At 40.2% G+C, this 21,228-nt stretch carries 14 protein-coding genes; 7 read left to right on the top strand and 7 right to left on the bottom strand.

Going from position 1 to position 21,228, the window contains the following annotated elements; genetic code table 11:
• Nucleotides 1–72: 72 nt before the first annotated feature.
• Nucleotides 73–2,265 carry a malate synthase G gene (locus MTN96_RS23765; RefSeq protein ID WP_248532889.1) on the bottom strand — a complete coding sequence of 731 codons (2,193 nt, stop codon included), beginning with the start codon at nucleotides 2,263–2,265 and terminating at the stop codon, nucleotides 73–75.
• 236 nt (nucleotides 2,266–2,501) lie between these two features.
• Here MTN96_RS23765 and MTN96_RS23760 point away from each other — a divergent pair, with 236 nt between their 5' ends.
• Nucleotides 2,502–4,103: an isocitrate lyase gene (locus tag MTN96_RS23760; protein WP_004587182.1), complete on the top strand. Its 1,602-nt coding sequence runs from the start codon at nucleotides 2,502–2,504 to the stop codon at nucleotides 4,101–4,103.
• Between the two features lie 487 nt (nucleotides 4,104–4,590).
• On the opposite strand, the gene MTN96_RS23755 is transcribed toward MTN96_RS23760, so the two are convergent.
• The 3 genes from MTN96_RS23755 to MTN96_RS23745 form a co-directional block, all read right to left on the bottom strand.
• The gene (locus MTN96_RS23755; RefSeq protein WP_248532888.1) at nucleotides 4,591–6,627 is read right to left on the bottom strand and encodes a S9 family peptidase; all 2,037 of its coding nucleotides are present in this window, start codon (nucleotides 6,625–6,627) and stop codon (nucleotides 4,591–4,593) included.
• Between the two features lie 363 nt (nucleotides 6,628–6,990).
• A complete protein-coding gene (locus tag MTN96_RS23750; protein ID WP_248532887.1) occupies nucleotides 6,991–7,725 on the bottom strand; it encodes a 5-oxoprolinase subunit PxpA in 735 nt (244 codons plus the stop codon).
• 19 nt (nucleotides 7,726–7,744) lie between these two features.
• On the bottom strand, nucleotides 7,745–9,541 hold the full coding sequence (locus MTN96_RS23745; protein ID WP_248532886.1) for a glycoside hydrolase family 3 protein: 1,797 nt from the start codon (nucleotides 9,539–9,541) through the stop codon (nucleotides 7,745–7,747).
• 557 nt (nucleotides 9,542–10,098) lie between these two features.
• Here MTN96_RS23745 and MTN96_RS23740 point away from each other — a divergent pair.
• On the top strand, nucleotides 10,099–10,308 hold the full coding sequence (locus MTN96_RS23740; RefSeq protein ID WP_004587186.1) for a cold-shock protein: 210 nt from the start codon (nucleotides 10,099–10,101) through the stop codon (nucleotides 10,306–10,308).
• 121 nt (nucleotides 10,309–10,429) lie between these two features.
• Nucleotides 10,430–11,185 (top strand): transporter substrate-binding domain-containing protein, encoded by a 756-nt coding sequence (locus MTN96_RS23735; protein WP_308200732.1) that lies wholly within the window; start codon nucleotides 10,430–10,432, stop codon nucleotides 11,183–11,185.
• A gap of 96 nt (nucleotides 11,186–11,281) precedes the next feature.
• On the opposite strand, the gene MTN96_RS23730 is transcribed toward MTN96_RS23735, so the two are convergent.
• The 3 genes from MTN96_RS23730 to udk all read right to left on the bottom strand — a co-directional run bounded on the left by MTN96_RS23730 (nucleotide 11,282) and on the right by udk (nucleotide 14,208).
• Nucleotides 11,282–11,983: an ABC transporter substrate-binding protein gene (locus tag MTN96_RS23730; protein ID WP_055254351.1), complete on the bottom strand. Its 702-nt coding sequence runs from the start codon at nucleotides 11,981–11,983 to the stop codon at nucleotides 11,282–11,284.
• A gap of 354 nt (nucleotides 11,984–12,337) precedes the next feature.
• A complete protein-coding gene (locus tag MTN96_RS23725; protein WP_004587189.1) occupies nucleotides 12,338–13,561 on the bottom strand; it encodes a NupC/NupG family nucleoside CNT transporter in 1,224 nt (407 codons plus the stop codon).
• A gap of 17 nt (nucleotides 13,562–13,578) precedes the next feature.
• Nucleotides 13,579–14,208 (bottom strand): uridine kinase, encoded by a 630-nt coding sequence (gene udk, locus MTN96_RS23720; RefSeq protein WP_004587190.1) that lies wholly within the window; start codon nucleotides 14,206–14,208, stop codon nucleotides 13,579–13,581.
• Nucleotides 14,209–14,402: 194 nt separating this feature from the next.
• Here udk and MTN96_RS23715 point away from each other — a divergent pair, with 194 nt between their 5' ends.
• From MTN96_RS23715 to MTN96_RS23700, 4 genes are all read left to right on the top strand, one after another.
• Nucleotides 14,403–15,620, top strand: coding sequence for a phosphopentomutase (locus MTN96_RS23715; protein WP_096042662.1), 1,218 nt, complete (start codon nucleotides 14,403–14,405; stop codon nucleotides 15,618–15,620).
• A gap of 15 nt (nucleotides 15,621–15,635) precedes the next feature.
• Entirely contained in the window at nucleotides 15,636–16,337 is a 702-nt protein-coding gene (gene deoD, locus MTN96_RS23710; protein WP_004587192.1) for a purine-nucleoside phosphorylase, read from the top strand.
• A gap of 1,508 nt (nucleotides 16,338–17,845) precedes the next feature.
• Nucleotides 17,846–18,847, top strand: coding sequence for a glycosyltransferase family 2 protein (locus tag MTN96_RS23705; protein ID WP_248444210.1), 1,002 nt, complete (start codon nucleotides 17,846–17,848; stop codon nucleotides 18,845–18,847).
• Between the two features lie 1,637 nt (nucleotides 18,848–20,484).
• Nucleotides 20,485–21,228, top strand: coding sequence for a ferredoxin--NADP reductase (locus MTN96_RS23700; RefSeq protein WP_248532885.1), 744 nt, complete (start codon nucleotides 20,485–20,487; stop codon nucleotides 21,226–21,228).

Here is a 21,228-nt window from a genome sequence, read left to right as displayed (position 1 = left end):
ACACGCCCTAATAAACAAAAAGCGCGTTTTGTGAAGGCAAAACGCGCTTTTTTGCTGTTAAACTAATGTTAACTATTCAGCTAGGTTATGGTGTTTTGCTTTATATTTTAAGCGGTAACTGTGTAATAGGGGCTCGGTGTAGCCACTTGGCTGCTTAGCACCTTCTAATACAAGTGCTAAAGCGGCTTGATAAGCAATACTATTTTTTAGTGACTCTTCGCTTTGTGCCATTGGCTTGTACGCGCTGTCGTGCTCATTTTGGCCATCAACCACTTTAGCCATTTTAGCCATGATCGACTCTATTTGTTGTTGAGTACACACCCCATGCTGTAGCCAATTTGCCATATGTTGACTTGAAATACGCAAGGTTGCTCTGTCTTCCATTAAGCCTATGTGGTTAATATCAGGCACTTTTGAGCAGCCAATACCTTGGTCTATCCAGCGTACTACGTAGCCTAAAATGCCTTGTGCATTGTTCTCAAGCTCACTTTGAATATCTTCTTTACTGAGCGTTTGCGGCTGAGCCATTAAAGGCGGTGTAAGTAAATCAGTAAGGCTTGCCATGCCTCGTTTGGCAATTTCTTTTTGCTCGGTAAATACATCTACATCGTGATAATGCATAGCGTGCAAAGTGGCTGCGGTAGGCGAGGGCACCCACGCGGTATTAGCGCCAGATTGCACATGAGCAAGCTTTTGCTCCATCATAAGTGCCATTTTATCTGGCATTGGCCACATACCTTTACCTATTTGTGCTTTACCGCTAAGGCCGCAGGCAAGGCCTGTATCAACGTTACGGTCTTCGTATGCTTTGATCCACGGCTGAGCTTTAATTGCGGCCTTTGGCAAAGCGACCCCTGCGTGCATAGAGGTATGAATTTCATCGCCCGTGCGGTCTAAAAAGCCAGTATTTATAAACACCGCGCGCGTTTTGGCTGCGTGTATACAGGCTTTTAAATTGACTGAAGTACGACGCTCTTCATCCATAATCCCCATTTTTAGGGTGTTTTTTGGCAAGCTAAGTGCTTCTTCTACCATGCTAAAAAGCGTATTTGTAAAAGCAACTTCTTCAGGGCCATGCATTTTGGGTTTTACAATATTGATGCTTTGAGCACTGGTGTTTTTAATGCCTGTTTTTTTATTTAAATCGTGCAGGGCTGCGGTTGCGCTAAACATCGCATCCATAATGCCTTCAAATACGGGTTGGCCGTAAATGTCGGTAATAGCAGGGTTTGTCATTAAGTGGCCTACATTACGGACAAACATCATGCTGCGGCCTTTAAGCGTAAGGCTACTGCCATCAAGGGCTGTATATTGCCTATCGCTTTGTAAAGTACGCTCTATGGTTTTATCGCCTTTTTTAAACGATTCAACCAAGTTACCTTGCATTAAACCCAGCCAGTTTTTGTAAACTTGTACCTTATCCTCGGCATCTACTGCGGCAACAGAGTCTTCGCAATCCATAATGGTTGTTAGTGCAGCTTCAAGCAAAACATCTTTTAATCCTGCTTTGTCGGCTTGGCCAATAGGGTGGTGATGGTCTATTTGCAGCTCGACATGCAGGCCATTGTTTTTTAATAAAATAGCACTTGGGTTTTGCGCTTCGCCTTGGTAGCCAATAAGTTGCTCAGGGTTTTTTAACTGAGTATGCGAGCTGTCTCTTAGGGTGATAGACAGGGCGCCTTCAACAATTGAGTAGTTGGTGCTTTCTATGTGTGAGCCATTTTTAAGGGGCAGGGCCTTATCTAAAAACTGGCGCGCATACGCCATTACTTTAAAACCACGAACTGGATTATACGTAGTGCCTTTTTCAGCGCCGTCGTCTTCACTTAATACGTCGGTGCCGTACAGCGCATCGTATAACGAACCCCAGCGCGCGTTAGCCGCATTAAGCGCAAAACGTGCGTTGCTAACAGGCACAACAAGCTGAGGGCCTGCGCTGAGTGCTATTTCGGGCTCTACATTTTGCGTTTCAATGGCAAAGTCTGCAGGCTCTGGTACTAGGTAGCCAATGTCTGTTAAAAACGCTTGGTACTGCGCGCTATCCCACGTTTTATTTGTTTTATGGTAGTCATCTATTTGTTGTTGTAGCTGCTCGCGCTTAGCTAAAAGAGCGTTATTTTTCGGGGTAAGCGTTTGTACTATGTTTGCAAAGCTTTGCCAAAATTGCTGCTCAGATAAATGAGTGCCTGGGAGTAGCTGTGTTTTTACAAAGTTGGCCAGCTGTGTATCTACGCTTAGCCCTGAGTGTGTGAGAGTGTGTGCCATGTTTACCTTCCTTAAACGGTCGCGGTGTTGTTGTGTGCGTTAAAGCAACAATAACGCAAAAAAGGCTCAGTGCGTGCTTTTTAGCCATTCACAAAAAATATAGCGGTAATAACAACTATAAATTTACTAAATCTAAAAAATAAGCCTAATGTTGAATTAAGCGATACGGAGCACACACTCCTAGCCACTCTCACAATAATTTAAATAATTTATAGACCCGTTCGAAGGATTTTATTATGACAACATACACACGTGAAACCGATACTCTAGCAACACTTTGCCAATCTCAAGGTAGCGCATGGAAAGCCATTAACCCTGAATATGCAAGCCGCATGCGTTTACAAAACCGTTTTCGTACGGGGATTGAAATTGCACAATACACGGCAGATGTAATGCGTGAAGATATGGCCGCTTACGATAAAGACACCAGCCAATACACACAGTCTTTAGGTTGTTGGCATGGTTTTACTGCGCAACAAATGATGATGGCAATAAAGCGTCATCAAAAAACAACTAAGCGCAGTTATGTTTACTTAAGTGGTTGGATGGTTGCTGCACTTCGCTCTGCATTTGGCCCGTTACCGGATCAAAGCATGCACGAAAAAACCTCAGTGCCTGCGCTTATTGAAGAGATTTATACGTTTTTAAAACAAGCCGATGCCCGTGAACTAGACCACTTATTTAATGATCTAGACGAAGCGAAAGCCAATGGCGGCGATGTGCAAGCGGTGCTTGATAAAATTGATAATTTTGAGACACATGTAGTGCCTATTATTGCCGATATTGATGCTGGTTTTGGTAACGAAGAAGCAACCTACCTACTTGCTAAAAAGATGATTGAAGCAGGTGCGTGTGCCATTCAAATAGAAAACCAAGTGTCTGACGCTAAACAATGTGGTCACCAAGCAGGTAAAGTAACTGTACCGCACGAAGATTTTTTAGCAAAAATTAACGCTGTACGTTACGCGTTTTTAGAACTCGGCATTGATAACGGTATTATTGTTGCGCGTACCGACTCATTAGGTGCAAGCCTTACGCAAAAAGTACCTGTGTCACAAACGCCAGGAGACTTAGCTAGCCAGTACAACGCGTTTTTAGAAACCACACCTATTAACGGTGTAGATGATTTAAACGAAGGTGATACGGCAATGAAAATTAATGGCCAATTATGTAAGCCAACGCGTTTAGAAAACGGATTATACCAGTTCCGCGAAGGCACTGAAAAAGACCGCGTGGTACTAGATTGTGTAACAAGCTTACAATCGGGCGCTGATTTATTGTGGATTGAAACCGAAAAACCACACGTTAAGCAAATTGCAGAGCTAGTTAACCGCGTTAAAGAGCAAGTGCCTGATGCTAAACTTGTTTATAACAATTCACCGTCATTCAACTGGACGCTTAAGTTCCGCGAGCAAGTGTACCAAGAGTGGCAAGAAGCGGGTCGCGATTTGAGCGCTTACCCAAGCCTTGGTGATAATAAAGGCCTAATGGCGCCAGAAATGGACGATACAGAGCTTGCTGCTGAAGCGGATGTATTAGTGCAAAACTTCCAGCGCGATGGTGCACGTGAAGCGGGTATTTTCCATCACTTAATTACACTGCCTACATACCATACGGCTGCACTAAGCACCGATATTTTATCAGAAGGTTACTTTGGTGATATGGGCATGCTTGCTTATGTACGTGATGTACAACGTCAAGAAATTCGCCGCGAGCAAGCCTCAGTTAAGCACCAAGATTTAGCTGGGTCTAATATTGGCGATACCCACAAAGAGTACTTCTCTGGTGAAAACGCACTTAAAGCCGGTGGTGAAGATAACACCATGAACCAGTTTTAACTTTTCTAGATAGTGTTACTCAAGGGCCGTAAGGCCCTTTTTTTATTGTATTAATATAAATCGGACTCGGCTAAATTTAGTCTGGATCACAATTTAACTAGGTAGATATTAAGTACAGCTATATGGCTGCTTTTTTACTGTAAAGCCGCTTTAAAGTGCAAAATCCCCCTATTAAAAGGCTGTTTTTAGCTGTTTTACTAAGTATAAGTAAAATAATAAACCGAAATTTTACTAACCTGGTGCCTTTATAAAACATTTTTTTACTAACTGAGTGCTTATAAACAGTGGCTCAAACCGATTTTTTACCAACTCAAGCGATTAAATTTACAATAAACCGAAATTTTACTAACTGAAAAACGCCTAAGTCCGATATGGATAAGAACAAAACTGTAAAGGGGGTTTACAGTTTGGCATTAATTAACCTAAGCGTGGGTAATTACAAAAAAAGCCACTTAGATGTGGCTATTTTTAAACCTAAGCACGGAGCTTATTTTTTGTTTGAGTGTTTATCAAACCACCATTGAATGTAAGCCACCTTGGTCATTAAATTAGAAGGGCGCGCCGTAATACCGTGTGAAGCATTAGGAATACGCACCATGGCGGTGTCAACACCTTGCAGCTTAAGGGCTTGATAAAACTGCTCGGTTTCAGAAATAGGGGTACGGTAATCTGCCTCCCCTGTTAAAAGCATAGTGGGCGTTGTTACGTTACCAACATAGCTAATAGGTGAGCGTTTCATATAGTGCTCAATATGATCCCAAGGTTTACCTGGGAACCAGTAATCGGCAAAAAATGGATAAAAGTCGGCAGTTAGTACAAAGCTGATCCAATTAATAACGGGTTTAGCCACCACCGCTGCTGCAAACCTGTCGGTGTGCCCTATAATCCATGCGGTTAATACACCACCGCCCGAGCCACCTGTTACAAATAGTTTAGACTCATCAATAAAGCCTTTCGCTATTAATGCATCAACGCCGGTTATTAAATCGTCAAAATCGTTACTTGGATAATTATGATGAATTGTTTGGGCAAACGTTTTACCGTATGAGTCACTGCCTCGTGGGTTCATGTATAAAACCACGTTCCCTTTGGCTGCAAACAATTGCACCTCGGTACTAAAGTGAGGGCCATAATTGGCCACAGGGCCGCCATGAATTTCTAAAACAAGTGGGTATTTTTTTGATTTATCAAACCCTGGAGGGTATGCAATCCAACCTTGAATTGGCAGCTGGTCGTGGCTCGATTTAAGCCAAATCTCTTCTACGTTGGCAAGTTCTTTATCGTCTAACGCATCGGCATTGAGTGTAGTGAGGCGACGAGCTTTGCCTCGTTTTATAGTGGCTATATCTGCAGGGCGCTGAGTATCGGCAAGTGTAAAAGCAATATCGCCATCTTCGCTTACATCAAAATCGCCGCCCGAATAAGGACGACCAAACGCAACGCTACCTATTTGCTCGGTGAGCACTTTACGCTTACCACTGCGTAGTTGGTAGGCAAGGGCGGTTTGGCCTTCGTCTGCGTAGCTAAAGTAAACCCCTTTTGAATTAGCACTCCATTTTATTTGCCCCACACTTCTATCAAAATTAGGGGTTAGGCTTTTTGTATCGCCCGTTTTTAAATCACGAATATAAAGCTGCGTGTTTTCGTAATTGGTGCGTTTATCATCATACCCTGTAAAGGCTAGGTAACGCCCATCGGGAGATACTTTGGGTTGTTGGTCAGGGCCGTTTCTATTGGTAATGGCAGCAATTTTTAAGGTGCTTAAATTAAGCTGGTATATTTCACTATTAGTGGGCTTTAGTTGATTTTGCTCATGCCGATTAGCCGAAAAATAAAGGCTATTGCCGTTTTTACTAAAGCTTACTTCGCCGGCGTTATTAAACTCATCGTGTGTGAGCTGCTTTGCATTGCCGCCATTTGCATCTATTGCAAATAATTGGCTAAAGCCTTTTTGGCTATAACCGCCTCCGTCGGCGCGGTAGTATACATCGTCTATAAATTTAGCAGGTTCGGCCCATGTAGCGCCTTTAGGCTTGCCAGGTAAGTTAACAGGTGGTGCACTGCTACTTGGTACAAACATACTAAAAATAAGCTGCTTAGAGTCGGGATGCCAGGTAATTGCGCGTGGGCTGCTGGTTAGGTTACTAATTTTTGCTACAGCACCTGTTTTAAGCCACTTCATATAAATTTGGCTGCTGCCATCGCGGTTAGATATAAACGCAAGGCGTTGCCCATCTGGCGATAGTACCGGGGAGTGATCCATATGCACGCCCGAGGTAAGCGGTTGCAGTTGTTTAGTTTTATAATCAACTGACCAAATGTTACTGACTTTACGGTCCGTTTTTATATCCATACGGTTACGTACAAAGTACACCGTTTTACCATCGTCTGTTATATCAATTTGATTGGCGTATTCAAGATTAAACACATCTTGTAGCTGTAATGTGTTGTCCTTTGCAAAAGCTAATTGGCTACTACCAAGTAATAAACTGCTACTTAAACTAAGTGCTAAAAGCGTCTTCATTTGTATTCCCTGTTTGGTTTTTGTATATGTAGTTATATGTCAGTAGGGAAGGGATGAAAAGCGCGATGCGGTGAAACTATAATTTAATACCTGTTTAAGTAAAACATGGTTACTTTAGAGTAATAAATAGCGGGCTTACTGCGTTAAATTTTTTATATGCAGCGCCATGTATTTCAGCGCTGTGTTACTTATGCAATGGGACTTGTGCTGTTTTGTTGCGCTTTTTTTAAAGTGATATTAGGTTTTACGTGATTGAACTTAATGGAGGTTAAAGCTGTAAAGCCCCTTTACAGCTAAAATTTTTTAAAGTGAAACAAACACGCGTTTTGTAGCTTGAGGCTTAATAACGAGCTAAAAGCAAGGTTAGCTTGCTGATGCACACAGTGATTTAATTTCTTTAATAAGAGCAATACCGGCTGCGTTATCGCCATGTACGCACAAACTGTTGGCATTTAAGTTTAGGGTGTTTCCTGAGCGAGTGGTTACACAGCCGTCGGTTAATAGCTGTTTTACTTGTGCTAAAAGCGCTGGCTTGTCGTGAACGCTGCCATCAAGGTGGCGAGATACTAAATGCCCTTCGTCTGTATATTGCCTATCAGCAAAGGCTTCTAAAATAAGATCTACACCTAAACTATTGGCGGCAAAGGTGTGTTTTGCAGAGTCTTTTGTGGCTAACAGCATAAGCTTTAATGGTGCAGGGTAGTGCGCTATGGCAGTAATAACTGTTTGTAAAATATGATCGTTTTTCATCATGTCGTTATATAAAGCACCATGTGGCTTAACATAGCTAAGTGTTAAGCCTTGTACTTTAGCCATGCCATCAAGGGCAGCAATTTGGTAATGTAAGCAATTGGTCAGTTCTTGCGCGCTAAGGGCCATAGAGCGCCTGCCAAAACCTTGTTGGTCGGGGTAACTTGGGTGCGCACCTATTTGTACATTGTGCTGCTTTGCTAAATACAACGTATCGGCTATTACATCTGGGTCTCCACCATGAAAACCACACGCAATATTTGCCATATCAATATGAGGCATTACCTCATCATCTAATCCCATTTTCCATGCGCCAAAGCTTTCGCCTAAATCGCAATTAAGTTTCATTTTTTATCCCTTGTTATTATTATTTTATGGTCACCGGCAGTACGCCATGAGCGTGTGCACTGCCTAACAATACCTTAGCAAGCGCTGTAAATGCAGGCCCCGCAACAGCATTGTTTTTATCTGTATCTATATTATACGCATAAGAAGCAAGAACTGCATTAGCTCTGCTGCCAAACTGCGCTATGTCGTAGGGGGCACGTAAACTTATAAATATTGTTTTTTTATTCACTGATGCAGCAATATCCAGTAATGATGACAGCGCTTTTGGTTGCTCAGCGGTATTGAGTGCAAAGCGAGGGTCGTCTTTTAAATCATCCATTCCGCCAATCTCTACAGCGCTTTGATTAGGCGTAGCGTTGCCTGCAATAACAACATCTGCATTTTTAATTAAGCTATGCGCCTTTACAGGGTCAAACCCTTGTAAACTACTGCAACTATATTTAAGCGCCGCAGTACTTATAGCGCTAAGCGCTTGCTGCATGGCCATGCATTTTCGGGTATCGGGCATAATAATATGGATGTGTTGCCCTTTTCTTAAATTAAGAGGCAATGCATTATTGTTATTTTTAACCTCAGTAATAGCATTTACGGCAAGCTCAGCTTCTATTTTGCGATGTGCTTGAGAGCCAATAATATCTTTTGCTTTAGCCAAAGTGCTTAATGGGTCTAGCTGTGTGGTTAATTTAAATTTATTTTTTAAAGCGGTTATACGTGCAGCCGATTGAGCCACTTCGTCTTTACTGAGCTGCTTATTATTAACAGATGCGACTAATTCATCCATAAGTTTGTCGAGTGCGTTTAAATCAGCCGGTGTTCTGATCTCTATTGGCATAAGCGCTAGGTCAACGCCTGCTGCAAAGGTATTGATTACCGCTTGGGTTGGGGTGAAAAAGTGACTAATGCCAGCCATATCTAAAGCGTCGGTTACCACCACACCTTGATAATTTAACTCCCCTCTTAAAATGTCAGTAATTATAGTACGCGACATAGTGGCGGGTTTTATCATGCTTTTGCCATCAACACTTACAAACGTACTATTATCGAGTTGTGGGTATTGAATATGCGCCGTCATAATCATGCCTGGGTTTTGCGTGGCAATTATGTGTTTAAAGGGAGCTAAATCTTGTTGATATATGTCTTCTTTGGAGTGATTTACTTGTGGTAACCCTGTGTGGCTGTCTACGTTGGTATCGCCGTGCCCTGGGAAATGCTTTAACGATGTAATAACGCCGTTGCTCTCAAATCCTGCCACTTGTGCTGCGCCTAGCTTACTGACAAGCGCTGGGTTTTCACCAAACGAGCGCACATTAATTACTGGATTGTCGGGGTTCATGTTTACATCTACCGTAGGGGCATAGTTAACATTAATACCTAACGAATTTAGCTCTTTAGCTATAACAGTGGCAGTTTGGGTTGCGTATTGAGTGGCATACTTTTTATAGGTTGCACCAATAGACATATTACCAGTAAATGAAGTGGCAACATCGCGAGGTAAACGCGCTACTCGGCCGCCTTCTTGGTCTATCGAAATAAATAACGGCAGCTTTGAGCTTGATTTACTCGCCGCAGCTTGTAATTGGCTATTAAGGGTAATGGTTTGCTCTATAGATTGGGTGTTTTCAGAAAATAAAATTACACCACCAATATTATGCTTAGCAATGGCCGCTGCTAGTTCATCAGGTAGGGTAGTAACCGGTGTTCTGCATTGTTTGCTTGACCCTTGCTGACAAAAATAGCGTAAATCGAGTATTAGTTTTTGCCCCAATTGTTGTTCAAGAGACAGTGTAGGCTTAGCAAAGGAAGATTGTAATGGCATTAAACACCCAGATAAAAAAACAACAGACGAAATAAAGCATTTATTTAGCAAAACACACTCCAACGCTAAATAGATAAGTGGCAGTAGCTTATCTATTTTTGTGTACAACTGCAAAGTGCAGCTGTTTGTACACACAGGGTAAATTGTAAGGCGTGTATCATGGCTGAATACGTTTTATCTAAATGGTGAGTAGGTGTTAAATTAGCTGTACTCATTGCCGCCGTTTTAAAAACTAAAGATTAAATAGTTCATTGTTTTAATTGGCCAGTTAACTATTAAAGCCGCGCAGGGGTTAAGCTATAGGCTAGCCACGGGAGTTATTAAAGGCTAAGCACAAACACTATTTATTGCCTGCATTACTATAAAGGCTTGACATAAATAGTTAACTCTATATAGTAGGCCGCAGCTAGAAAGAAAGCATGTAATTTATAAATCTTTATTTCGTTGTTGTATAAGTAATACTTGTAGTACCGTCCTGAAGTTTTTAAGTACCATCTCATTTTTTGCTACACCCGCTCTTATGAGCATATTTTTTATTTTTATATCAGGATATTACAATGTCTAACATCGTATCAGGTACAGTTAAGTGGTTCAACGAGTCTAAAGGTTTTGGTTTCATCGAGCAAGAAAACGGCCCAGACGTTTTCGCACATTTCTCAGCAATCAAAAGCGAAGGTTTCAAAACTTTAGCTGAAGGCCAACGTGTAGAGTTCACTCTTTCACAAGGTCAAAAAGGTCCTCAAGCGGATAACATCACTCCGTTATAATTTTTACTTTTAAAGTAAAAATAAAAAAAAGCGCTTAAGGCGCTTTTTTTGTGTCTAAAATTTGACTGTAAAATAGCGCCATCTATCATTTAATAATATAAATTAATGTAGTGGTGCGGTTATTCTAAAACTCTTTCCTTTTATTGCTTGTTTCTTCTTTAGCACGTTTACTTATGCAAACCATTTTAAGTTAGTTATTTATACAGATCAGTTTGCACCTTATAATTTTATAAACGAGCACGGTCAACTTGTTGGCGCTAACTACGATATAGTCAACGCACTGTGTATTAAAGCAGAAGTAGAGTGCGACTTTAAAGTCATGCCTTGGAAGCGTGCCGCAATGCTTGTGCATAAAAAGCCTTATTCAGCCATTTTTTCAATGGCGCAACATACTAACCGAATTCCTTTATTTAATTGGCTTGGTCCGTTAACTACTGCACGAACTTATTTTTATAAGTTAAAAAGCCGTCCTGATGTCACTGTAAATACCCTTAACGACACCACTCTTTATTCGTTAGGCATGGTAAGGGGAGATATATATCAATCATTGGTCAAAAAAATAGGGTTTGTAAATGGGCAAAACTTAATGACGTTTGGTGAAGAGCAACAATATATTCAGCTTTTTATAAACAATAAAATAGATCTTATTTTAGGCTCCGAACACGTTATTTATAACCAATTAAAGCCTTATAACGTGAGCTTACTTGATGTAGAGCAACTTACTGAGCTACCTGTAAGTAACGACCTTAAAGATAATTATTTAGCGTTTAATAAAGCGGTGCCGCAGCACATAGTAGATCGCTTTCAACGTGCCTTTAAAGCGCTAAAACAAGAGCGCAGTCTCGATTCGTTCATAGCGCCATATAGCAATAATTAATCACTAAGCCCCTATTTTAGACTTTATTACTTAGGCACTAATTAACGTAACTAAGCGTTAAAATTGCGCTTAAATAAGCAAGGTTTAGCTTAGGTGCTAGGGTAGCCCTTGGGTATTTTTAAGTGTGTAAAAGGCTTTTTGTAGCGCGTTTATATAGCGCATATCGGTGTTTTTATTTGCTGCCAAATAGGCATCTACCTTGAGTTCTTCTACATTATATATGGCTTTAAATTCAGCGTCAGGGGTGGGCAAATACTGACTTATTTGATGTATTAGTTCGGGGTCATCAACAATTAAGTCTACTTTTTTGGCAACCAATAACGCATACGATTTTTGTATATCGGTGGTTAGCACAACTTCAAACCCCAAGTTGGTTAATATATCAGTAGAAAAGTCGTTACGTTGCATCGCTATTTTGTATTTTTTTGCTTCCTCAGTATTGTTAATAATTATGTCGTCACGCTCTTTAAGCGCAACAAAAGCAAGCTCAAAATGCGAAACTGGGCCTATCCAATGAAAGTTGTTTTCTCGCCCTTTGGTGCGCGCTATGGTGTAAATAAAGGTGTTTTGAATAGTACTGGCAAGTCTAAATGCTCGCGCCCATGGGTACATTTGTATATCGGGCGTTAGGTTCGCCTTTGCAAAAATAGCCCTTATAAACTCAGTGCCTTTGCCTGTCACTTTTCCATCAACGAGTATTTGATCGGGCGGCGAGAGTTCCGTGACAACTAAAAGAGGGTCTGAGCTTGCGTAGCTATTAAAAAAAACAAACAACAATACTAATAAAAGTTTACGCATTTATATAAATCGACTTATCAACAGCGGCTATTTTATGAGTGTGCTTAAAGGTAGAGCATCAATAAAACAGTAGGTTACATTAGGATAAACTTAAGTGTGGCCTAAAATTTATAATTTACCACTTTTCAATAATGCAAATTTATCGCAAAAATATAAAAAACCATGTGCGTATATGTACTTAAAGGTAAGAAAGAGAAAGTTGTTTTTAACAGGAAGAATATATTTATAAGGGCCCTAAAACGATAAAAGGGCCTTGCGGCCCTTGGTGAAGTATCGTTCAAGTCAGATAGTGCTTTAACCCCTTAAAGTACTATCTTCTTGTTTTGCAACACCGGTGTTCATCTCATTAAGTTTCTAAGCTAGCGAGAGGAAAAACCCAGCAATTGCTGCGCTCATAAGGTTAGCCATAGATCCTGCTAACACTGCTCTGAGCCCTAAGCGTGCGATATCCTTTCGCCGACTAGGCGCCATACCGCCTAATCCACCTAGTAAAATAGCTATCGACGATAGATTAGCAAACCCACATAACGCAAATGTTACAATTGCTTGAGTGTGCGCACTTAACGTATCGCGATAATTTATAAAGTCTAAGTAAGCAACAAATTCATTTACTACTAACTTTTGACCAATAAAACTACCTGCTATGATTGCCTCATCCCACGGTACGCCAAGTAACCATGCAACAGGAGCAAATACATAACCTAAAATTTCTTGTAGCGTTAAAGTAGGGTAATCAAACCACCCACCAATACCGCCTAGTAAACCGTTTAATAACGCTATTAATGCTACGAAAGCTAATAGCATTGCGCCTACATTTAGCGCTAAATGCATGCCGTTAGCTGCGCCTGATGCTGCTGCATCAATAACATTAACTGGCTTGTCTTCATCGGTGTCTAAATCAGCAAGCGTATCTTTAGGTGTTTCGGTCTCTGGCACAATCATTTTGGCCATTAAAAACCCACCTGGTGCAGCCATAAAGCTAGCGGCAATTAAATACTTAAGCTCTACACCAATAATTACGTAACCTGCCATTACAGAGCCTGCTACCGTGGCTAAGCCACCTACCATTACTGCAAACAACTCAGACTTAGTCATGGTTGCTATAAACGGCTTAACAATTAAGGGTGCTTCAGTTTGGCCTACAAATATATTAGCCGTTGCTGAGAGCGACTCTGTGCGAGAGGTTTTCAATAGTTTTTGTAAACCGCCGCCCAGAATTTTAATTATCCAATCCATAATGCCAATGTGGTAAAGCACAGCAACAAGTGCTGAGAAAAACACAATGACCGGTAAAACTTGAATAGCAAAAATAAAACCGAGTGTATCTTGCGAAGCAAGTGGGCCAAATAAAAACCCAATCCCGTCGTTTGCAAAGCTAATTACCGAAGAGACGGCACTAGACATACTTGCTAACACATTTTTACCTGCTTCAAAAAACAGTACAAACCCACCAATAACTACTTGCATAGCAAAGGCTATCGCTACGGTGCGTAAGTTTATTGCTTTACGATTAGTCGAAGCCGCAAAAGCAATACTTAGTAGTACAAACATGCCTACTAAGCTCATAAATGTTGTCATACAGATGTTTCCCGTTATTATTCTTGTAGTAAATACTTAATTTTACTTTTAATAATATCAATCGCAACGCGGTTCATTCCGCCTCGAGTCACAACCAAATCAGCGTTATGCTTTGAAGGCTCAATAAATTGATAAAACATCGGTCTAACAGTTGCTTGATATTGCTCAACAACAGATTGTAATGTTCTGCCTCTTTTTTCCATGTCTCGTTGCATACGACGCATTAAGCAAATATCAAGGGGTGTATCTATAAATACCTTAATATCAAATTCTTTATTAAGTGCTTTATCACTTAATAATAAAATACCTTCTACTATTAAAATTTTAGCTGCAGCAACGCGACGAGTTTCATCGCTTCGTGTGTGTTGTGCATAATCATAAGTAGGTACTTCGACAGAGTTACCACTACGAAGTTGAGTTAAATGTTCAAGCATTAACTCATGTTCAAATGCATCAGGATGGTCGTAGTTAGTTTGCGTACGGTGTTCCATAGGCAAATGCGACTGATCCTTGTAATAAGCATCTTCTTCAATAATGGCGATAGCGCCTGGTTCAAGCTCATTAACCAACTCATTGTAAATAGTTTGGCTAAAAAGAGATTTGCCCGACGCTGATGCGCCAGCAATAGCTATAATAGTTCGTGTCACTAAAGTTCTCACCCACACAGAAAGGAAAAGTTGTTTGGTTGATCACAATAGCAAAAAAGACACGAATAATCTCTTTTGCTTTGCTTAAGAACGCAAATTTATAATGTTTAGCTTTTATGAAACAGGACTTATGTCCTGTACGGAAAATTCGATCAGCGGATAAAGTAACCATCTAGAAGCAAAGTGAGGTCAACATGGCAAGAGCAATCATCTTAATGGCAGACAGCCTAGGTATAGGCGCAGCACCCGATGCAGACAAATTTGGTGATGTTGGAGCAAATACACTCGCCCACTTATTAAAAGCATACCACGACGAAACGGGTAAAGCGTTATCGTTACCTAATTTATCTAAATTAGGTTTAATCGATGCCTGTGAAGCCGCGGGCGGTGAAACGTGTTTAGTTTCTGAGCGTCAAGCATCACAAGGTGCATGGGGTTATGCAAAAGAGCTTTCAAGCGGTAAAGATACGCCATCAGGGCACTGGGAAATGGCCGGCGTACCTGTGTTATTTGATTGGGGCTACTTCCCTAAAACACAGCCGAGTTTTCCACAAGAATTTGTAGACGAATTTATAGCCGCTACCGGTATACCTGGCATTTTAGGCAACTGCCATGCATCAGGCACCACCATATTAGAGCAGCTAGGCGAAGAGCATGTAAAATCAGGCAAACCAATTTGTTACACCTCAGCAGATAGCGTGTTTCAAATTGCCGCACACGAAGAGTCTTTTGGCCTCGAGCGCCTTTACGAAGTGTGCGAAATTGCCCGCGAATTACTTGATAAACTAAATATAGGCCGTGTTATTGCTAGGCCATTTTTAGGCACAAGCAACGCAGATTTCGCCCGTACTGGTAATCGTCGCGATTATTCAGTATTGCCGCCAGCACCGACCCTATTAGATGTGCTATCTAAACACGGCGGTGAAGTAATAAGCATTGGTAAAATTGCAGATATATATGCACACCAAGGCATTACCCAAAAGCACAAAGCCCCAGGGCTGATGAATTTGCTTGAAAAAAGCAGCGAAGTATTAGCAAGTGCGCCAGATAACAGCTTAATTTTTACTAATTTAGTAGATTTTGACGAAAAGTTTGGCCACCGTCGCAACCCAGTTGGTTATGCAAAAGCGTTAAAAGAATTTGACGATTACTTACCAACTATACTAAACCAATTAAATGCAGATGACGTGTTAATGATCACTGCAGATCACGGCTGTGACCCAACCTTTCCAGGTTCAGAGCACACCCGCGAATATGTACCAGTTATAGCTTATCAACCGGGCATGCAAAATACCCCGCTTGGCGAGCGCAATAGCTTTGCAGATATAGGCCAAACCCTTGCACAGTGGTTTAACTTACCTGCACTTGAATACGGTGACGGCTTTTTAAATAAGCTAAACGCGCCTAAATAAAAAGGAAAACAATTAATGAGTACTCCGCATATTAGTGCAAACGTTGGTGACTTCGCTGAAACAGTATTAATGCCGGGCGATCCGCTTCGTGCACAATACATTGCTGAAAACTTTTTAGATGATGCAGTACAAGTAACAGGCGTACGTAACATGTACGGCTTTACAGGCACATATAAAGGTAAACCTGTCAGTATTATGGGTTCGGGCATGGGCATACCATCTATGTCTATTTATGCGCGTGAGTTAATTGTAAGCTTTGGCGTTAAAAATATTATTCGCATTGGTACCTGTGGTGGTATTGGTACAGATATTAAAATTCGCGACGTAATTTTTGCACAAGGCGCAAGCACCGACTCAAACGTAAACCGTGCACGCGTTCGTGGTTACGATTTTTCAGCAATTGCTAACTTTGACCTACTTTTAAACGGTGTTAACGCCGCTAAAGACCTAGGCATTAAAGCAAAAGTAGGTAACGTATTTACTACCGATACCTTCTACCAAGCTGACGACACATTCTACAAAGACCTAGATAAACTAGGTGTACTAGCTGTAGATATGGAAACAGCAGGTTTATACGGTGTAGCTGCAGAGTATGGTGCTAACGCAATGGCACTATTTACCGTAAGTGACCACGTGATCACCGGTGAAGCAACACCTGCAGATGAGCGCCAAAGCACATTTAACGAAATGGTTAAAATCGCTTTAGAGTCTATTTAATAAACGAAATTTTATTAAATTTGCAAACAGTTCCTTGGTAACGTATTCACTAAGTTTTGGAGACACGCCCAAAGTGAAGTGAGACTAAACCCCCAAAGCCGCATTTTATGCGGCTTTTTTTATGCCTATAAAAGCGCTACTTTTAAAGCGCCAGCAAGCTGCGCGTCTGCACAGCACGAGCTAACCGCTTAGCAGCGAGTTCACCTCGCGTTTGGTATTAATTTTTTTTTTCGCGGCATAGAGCCGGCTGCTACTCATTAACTCCACCATAAAGTACACAGAGGCGATTTGCGCTACATATTAGAAAATTCGGGGTTTGGTTCATCACTTCTCATTATCTTCTCGGTGTTCTCAGTGGTGACATAATCACTTTTAAACAAAAGCAATGCACGTCTACAGGGGGTAGCTTCGACGTTAACTTGACTTGTAGACGTCGAGGCAAGCTCACTGAACTCGATGTGATAAATGATAGCTAATCATTTATCAATGAGAGATACAAGTCGTTGAGCTTGCTCACGCTAGAAGGGTAGTCCCTCATGGCTTTAGCAAAGGGGCTTACACTAGGGTAAAAGCGTTGCTTTTAAAACGCCAGCAAGCTTTGCGGATATTGGGGAAGGCTCAGCTTAGGTGTTAATGTTGATATTGTAAACGTAGAGCTTGCTCAGAGTTGATTTGCACTACTACCATTTGTCTGAGCATCTTCACTTTTTCAATGATTGCATTGTAAGCATCACAACAAATTTATATCGTATAAGCCCACTAATAGTAAAAAGTATCGCTTCAGGTCTGTCACAGTCATGCCTAACACTCGCTGAAGCGTAACAATAAAACTTTGCAGCTTCTAATATACGTTTGTAGGAGGAAAGAAGAGGGGATACAAGCAACTAAGCTAATAGATACTTATTGACAGTAAGGAATTTGAGCAACCTATAAAAAATTATCCAAGAAGTTCTTTGATAGACCATTTGATTCTAGGTATTATTAATAATCTTTATAAATTTACAAGCAGCAGGGGGCTGTGGGTTAAAATTATACCCCAAATAACCACTAAGCTCATGATGGTGTCCCTTTGTAAGAATGGGAAAATAATTTATAGGTATTTAGTCCCCACGGTTTTACTATTATGCCGTTAACTGCAATGGATAAATTAGCTAGTAGTTAGTATAGGGAACAATAGCTTTTATTCGTAAGTTTTCAGTTTAGTTGCTTACTTTATTGGGTGGCTGTACCGAAATTAAAGTTAATAAGAATAAATATAAAATAATTTTTATTCTTATTAAGCTAATCATTTTTTACTGATTGCTAGCAATAAATTAAAAACTATCGCTATTTTAGCAATGTTTTATTGCTTCAACGGTTAAAAATTAGTATTATTTTTAATCGTTAAAGGTTTAAATAACAAACTTAATATAAAAATATTAATTAGTTCATACAAAAATAATTAATTTGGCTTTGTGCAAATAATTAAGTGAATTGATTAAATACATGGATGATTTATAGGAATTATTATGCATAGTATAGGGGTCGTAATACCATTTTATCAACGAGATAAAGGAATATTGTTAAAATCTCTCAAGTCTATAATTGAGCAAGAAAGCTTAAGTAAAATAACTTACTATGTTGTTATTGTTGATGATTGTTCTCCTCTTTCACTTTCTGAAGAATTGGCACTCCTGCCTACTTTACCAAAAAATATACATTTAATTAGCCTTTACCACAAAACTAATTCTGGACCAGCTATAGCTAGAAATACAGCATTAAAATATATTCAAACTAAGCTTTGCAATATAGTTGATTATGTTGCATTTTTAGACTCGGATGATCAATGGGGTGTAAGCCATAGCACTTTAGCATTAGAGGCCTTCGACTTAGGTGCTAGCTTTTATTTTGGCAATACAGATCGAGATGGCTTCTATGATTCTAATTGGAATACTGATATTCCTGAAATGGAGCGCGATTTAAGCCACTTTTTAGTAGGCGAGTCTAAATTTTTAATAGATTCACCTGTTATTATCCAGTCAATGTACAATAAATATTTATCGCAAACATCGACAGTTATGTACAGGCTGAGTAAATTTCCTGAGGTATTATTTTGCGACCAACTAAGGTTTGCAGGTGAAGATGAACTAATGTGGCTATTGTTGTGTTCTAATGCTGATAAAGTTGCGTACTACCCTTGTGACATCACAAAATGCGGCAAGGGTGTAAATATGTTTTTTTCGAACATAAGCTGGGACCTTGTAGGTTCATGTAACATTATGGGAAGTAAAGCTCTGGCAACAGCGATGATTTTAGAGAATATTCCATTAGATTCAGAGCAAAGAAAAATTTTAAAGAAAACTTTCAACTCTCATTGCTATGTTTATTTTAAATTAATGGTAAAACATATGCTAAAATTTCGTGAGATAGACTTCAAAAATACTCTTCTATTAGTTAAATATTTAGTAAGTAAAGATCTTTCTAGCCTAGGCGAGCATATAAACGTAGAAGTTGAGTTGTCTACAAAATAGTCTTTATAAACTCTATTTATCACTTCTTTTTTTGCTTTTTATATTAATAAAAGTAATTTTAATTTTATTGTTTAAGTGAGTATAAATTAATTTATATAATGTTTATTTAGTTTATATAGTGCTTGTAGTGATTATTTAAGTTTTACACTTTTCAGGAGTTAGAGTTATAATTTAACAGCGTATGGCCCCTCTCATTCTATAATAACTCCATTCTTATTGTCTTCTCCAAAATCGTATTACGAACAGAACCAAATATTTTAAGTCTTTAAGCGTTTAAATTTTATATTCACCTAATGTTTAATGCATTTGAGAAATATTAATCCTAATCTATTGTTTATAGTTAAAGCTAAATAAGTTTACAGAAATTTACTTCGTTTAATTAAAGTTTAATAAGAATTATGTAACCCCTAGGTAAAAGCGTTGCTTTTAAAATGCCAGCAAGCTGTATAGAGTTGGGTTAGCTCTAAGATTAATGTAAACATTGCAGATGCCTAGGTTGCTGAGGGTTGATGCGTATTTTCTCATTAATTTAACCACAGAAAGCATTCTGCGCTACGCAGAGAAACATGGGGGCTGGTTATATTACTTCTTATGGTTTCTCGGTGGTGACATAACCACTTTTAAGACGTGTTTAGAGAATAGGGTTTATCGTGTAGCAGCGAGTTTACCTCGCGTATGGTATTAAATTTTTTCGCGGCATAAAGCCGCTGCTACTCATTGATTACACCACAGAGGACACAGAGGAAACAATGGGGGGCATTTTTCCTGTTCTTTTCCTTCACTCCTCGGTGGTGACATAATCACTTTTAAACAAAAGCAATGCGCGCATTCAAAGCATGAGTTAACCGCGTAGCTGGAGTTCACCTCGCGTTTGGTATTAATTTTTTTCGCGGCATAAAGCCGCTGCTACTCATGAATTCCACTACAAAGTACACAGAGGCGCTTAGCGTTACACAGAGAGCACGGGGATTGGCTCATCACTTTTTAAATCACTTATTCTCTACCTCTAAAAGCGCAGCGTGTCTTAACCTCTTTGTGAATAATTGGCTTAACTTGTTTTTCACCACAGAGGACACAGAGGCGCTTAGCGCTACACAGAAGAAACAATGGGGGGTGGTAACATTTCTCCTGCTCTTCTCCTTCACTTCTCTGTGGTAACAAAATCACTCATGAACGAAAACAACGCGCGTCTACAAAGCACGAGCTAACCGCGTAGCTGGAGTTCACCTCGCGTTTGGTATTAATTTTTTCGCGGCATAAAGCCGCTGCTACTCATTAATTGCACCGCAGAGGGCACAGAGACACAAAGGAAACAATGGGGGTTGGTAAGTCATTTCTCCTGCTCTTCTCCTTCACTCCTCTGTGGTGAAAAAATCACTCATGAACGAAAACAACGCGCGTCTGTACAGCACGAGCTAACCACGTAGCTGGAGTTCACCTCGCGTGGGGTATTAATTTCATCGTGGCATAAAGCCGCTGCTACTCATCTTTTTAATCAAACCAATGTTACCCAAAGTAAAAGCACTACGTTTAAAAAGTCACTACACCCAGTGTCACTCTTATTAAGTTAATGCTAGTGTATAAATTACAACCATTTATTGTTTTTGTTGTTTAACCGTTAAGCTATGGAGTTGACTATGTCTAACTGGGTAGATGCAACCGTAAAAAAAGTAACATGGTGGAGCGATACACTTTTCAGCCTGGTAGTAAACGCAAGCGTAGAGCCATTTAAAGCAGGGCAGTTTACTAAGCTCTCGATTATGGAGGGCGATAAACGTATTGCTCGGGCATACTCTTATGTAAACGCGCCTAATAACCCCGATTTAGAATTTTACCTTATCAATGTAGAGGACGGCTTATTATCGCCTAGGTTGGCGCAATTAAAACCAGGCGACACTGTATTAATAGAGCAACGTGCCACGGGCTTTTTTACCTTAGACGAAATACCGCCAAGCGAGCAGTTATGGATGCTAAGTACAGGCACTGCAATAGGGCCGTTTTTATCTATTTTGCAGCAACAAGAGGTATGGCAAAAATACACACAGATTAATTTAGTGCACGGCGTACGTTTTAATGCCGATTTAAGCTATCAAAATCTAATACACGCCCTAATAAACGCACACCCTACACAACTTAACTACATTCCGGTTGTAAGCCGTGAGGAGCCACAACAAGGCCTAAAAGGGCGTATAACTACAGTAATTCAAAACGGCGAGCTATTTAGCAAAGCCTCTAAAACCCCAAGCCCGAGTAATTCGCAATTTATGATTTGCGGTAACCCACAAATGGTAAAAGACACCACACAGTTACTTTTAGACAAAAACTTTAAACGAAATCGTCGCAGAGACCCAGGGCACATAACGGTTGAGCAGTATTGGTAA

This window comes from Pseudoalteromonas sp. 2CM28B, assembly GCF_023161935.1.
The sequence above is the reverse complement of the archived record's forward strand: the minus strand, read 5'-3'. Positions and strand labels throughout refer to the sequence as shown.

What these genes read in the sequence shown, in the direction of transcription:
- MTN96_RS23705 (WP_248444210.1), top strand. Translation starts at nt 17,846, where the DNA reads ATGCATAGTATAGGGGTCGTAATACCATTTTATCAACGAGATAAAGGA.
- MTN96_RS23730 (WP_055254351.1), bottom strand. Translation starts at nt 11,983, where the DNA reads ATGCGTAAACTTTTATTAGTATTGTTGTTTGTTTTTTTTAATAGCTAC.
- deoD (WP_004587192.1), top strand. Translation starts at nt 15,636, where the DNA reads ATGAGTACTCCGCATATTAGTGCAAACGTTGGTGACTTCGCTGAAACA.
- MTN96_RS23740 (WP_004587186.1), top strand. Translation starts at nt 10,099, where the DNA reads ATGTCTAACATCGTATCAGGTACAGTTAAGTGGTTCAACGAGTCTAAA.
- MTN96_RS23745 (WP_248532886.1), bottom strand. Translation starts at nt 9,541, where the DNA reads ATGCCATTACAATCTTCCTTTGCTAAGCCTACACTGTCTCTTGAACAA.
- MTN96_RS23715 (WP_096042662.1), top strand. Translation starts at nt 14,403, where the DNA reads ATGGCAAGAGCAATCATCTTAATGGCAGACAGCCTAGGTATAGGCGCA.
- MTN96_RS23700 (WP_248532885.1), top strand. Translation starts at nt 20,485, where the DNA reads ATGTCTAACTGGGTAGATGCAACCGTAAAAAAAGTAACATGGTGGAGC.
- MTN96_RS23760 (WP_004587182.1), top strand. Translation starts at nt 2,502, where the DNA reads ATGACAACATACACACGTGAAACCGATACTCTAGCAACACTTTGCCAA.
- MTN96_RS23725 (WP_004587189.1), bottom strand. Translation starts at nt 13,561, where the DNA reads ATGACAACATTTATGAGCTTAGTAGGCATGTTTGTACTACTAAGTATT.
- MTN96_RS23750 (WP_248532887.1), bottom strand. Translation starts at nt 7,725, where the DNA reads ATGAAACTTAATTGCGATTTAGGCGAAAGCTTTGGCGCATGGAAAATG.
- MTN96_RS23765 (WP_248532889.1), bottom strand. Translation starts at nt 2,265, where the DNA reads ATGGCACACACTCTCACACACTCAGGGCTAAGCGTAGATACACAGCTG.
- MTN96_RS23755 (WP_248532888.1), bottom strand. Translation starts at nt 6,627, where the DNA reads ATGAAGACGCTTTTAGCACTTAGTTTAAGTAGCAGTTTATTACTTGGT.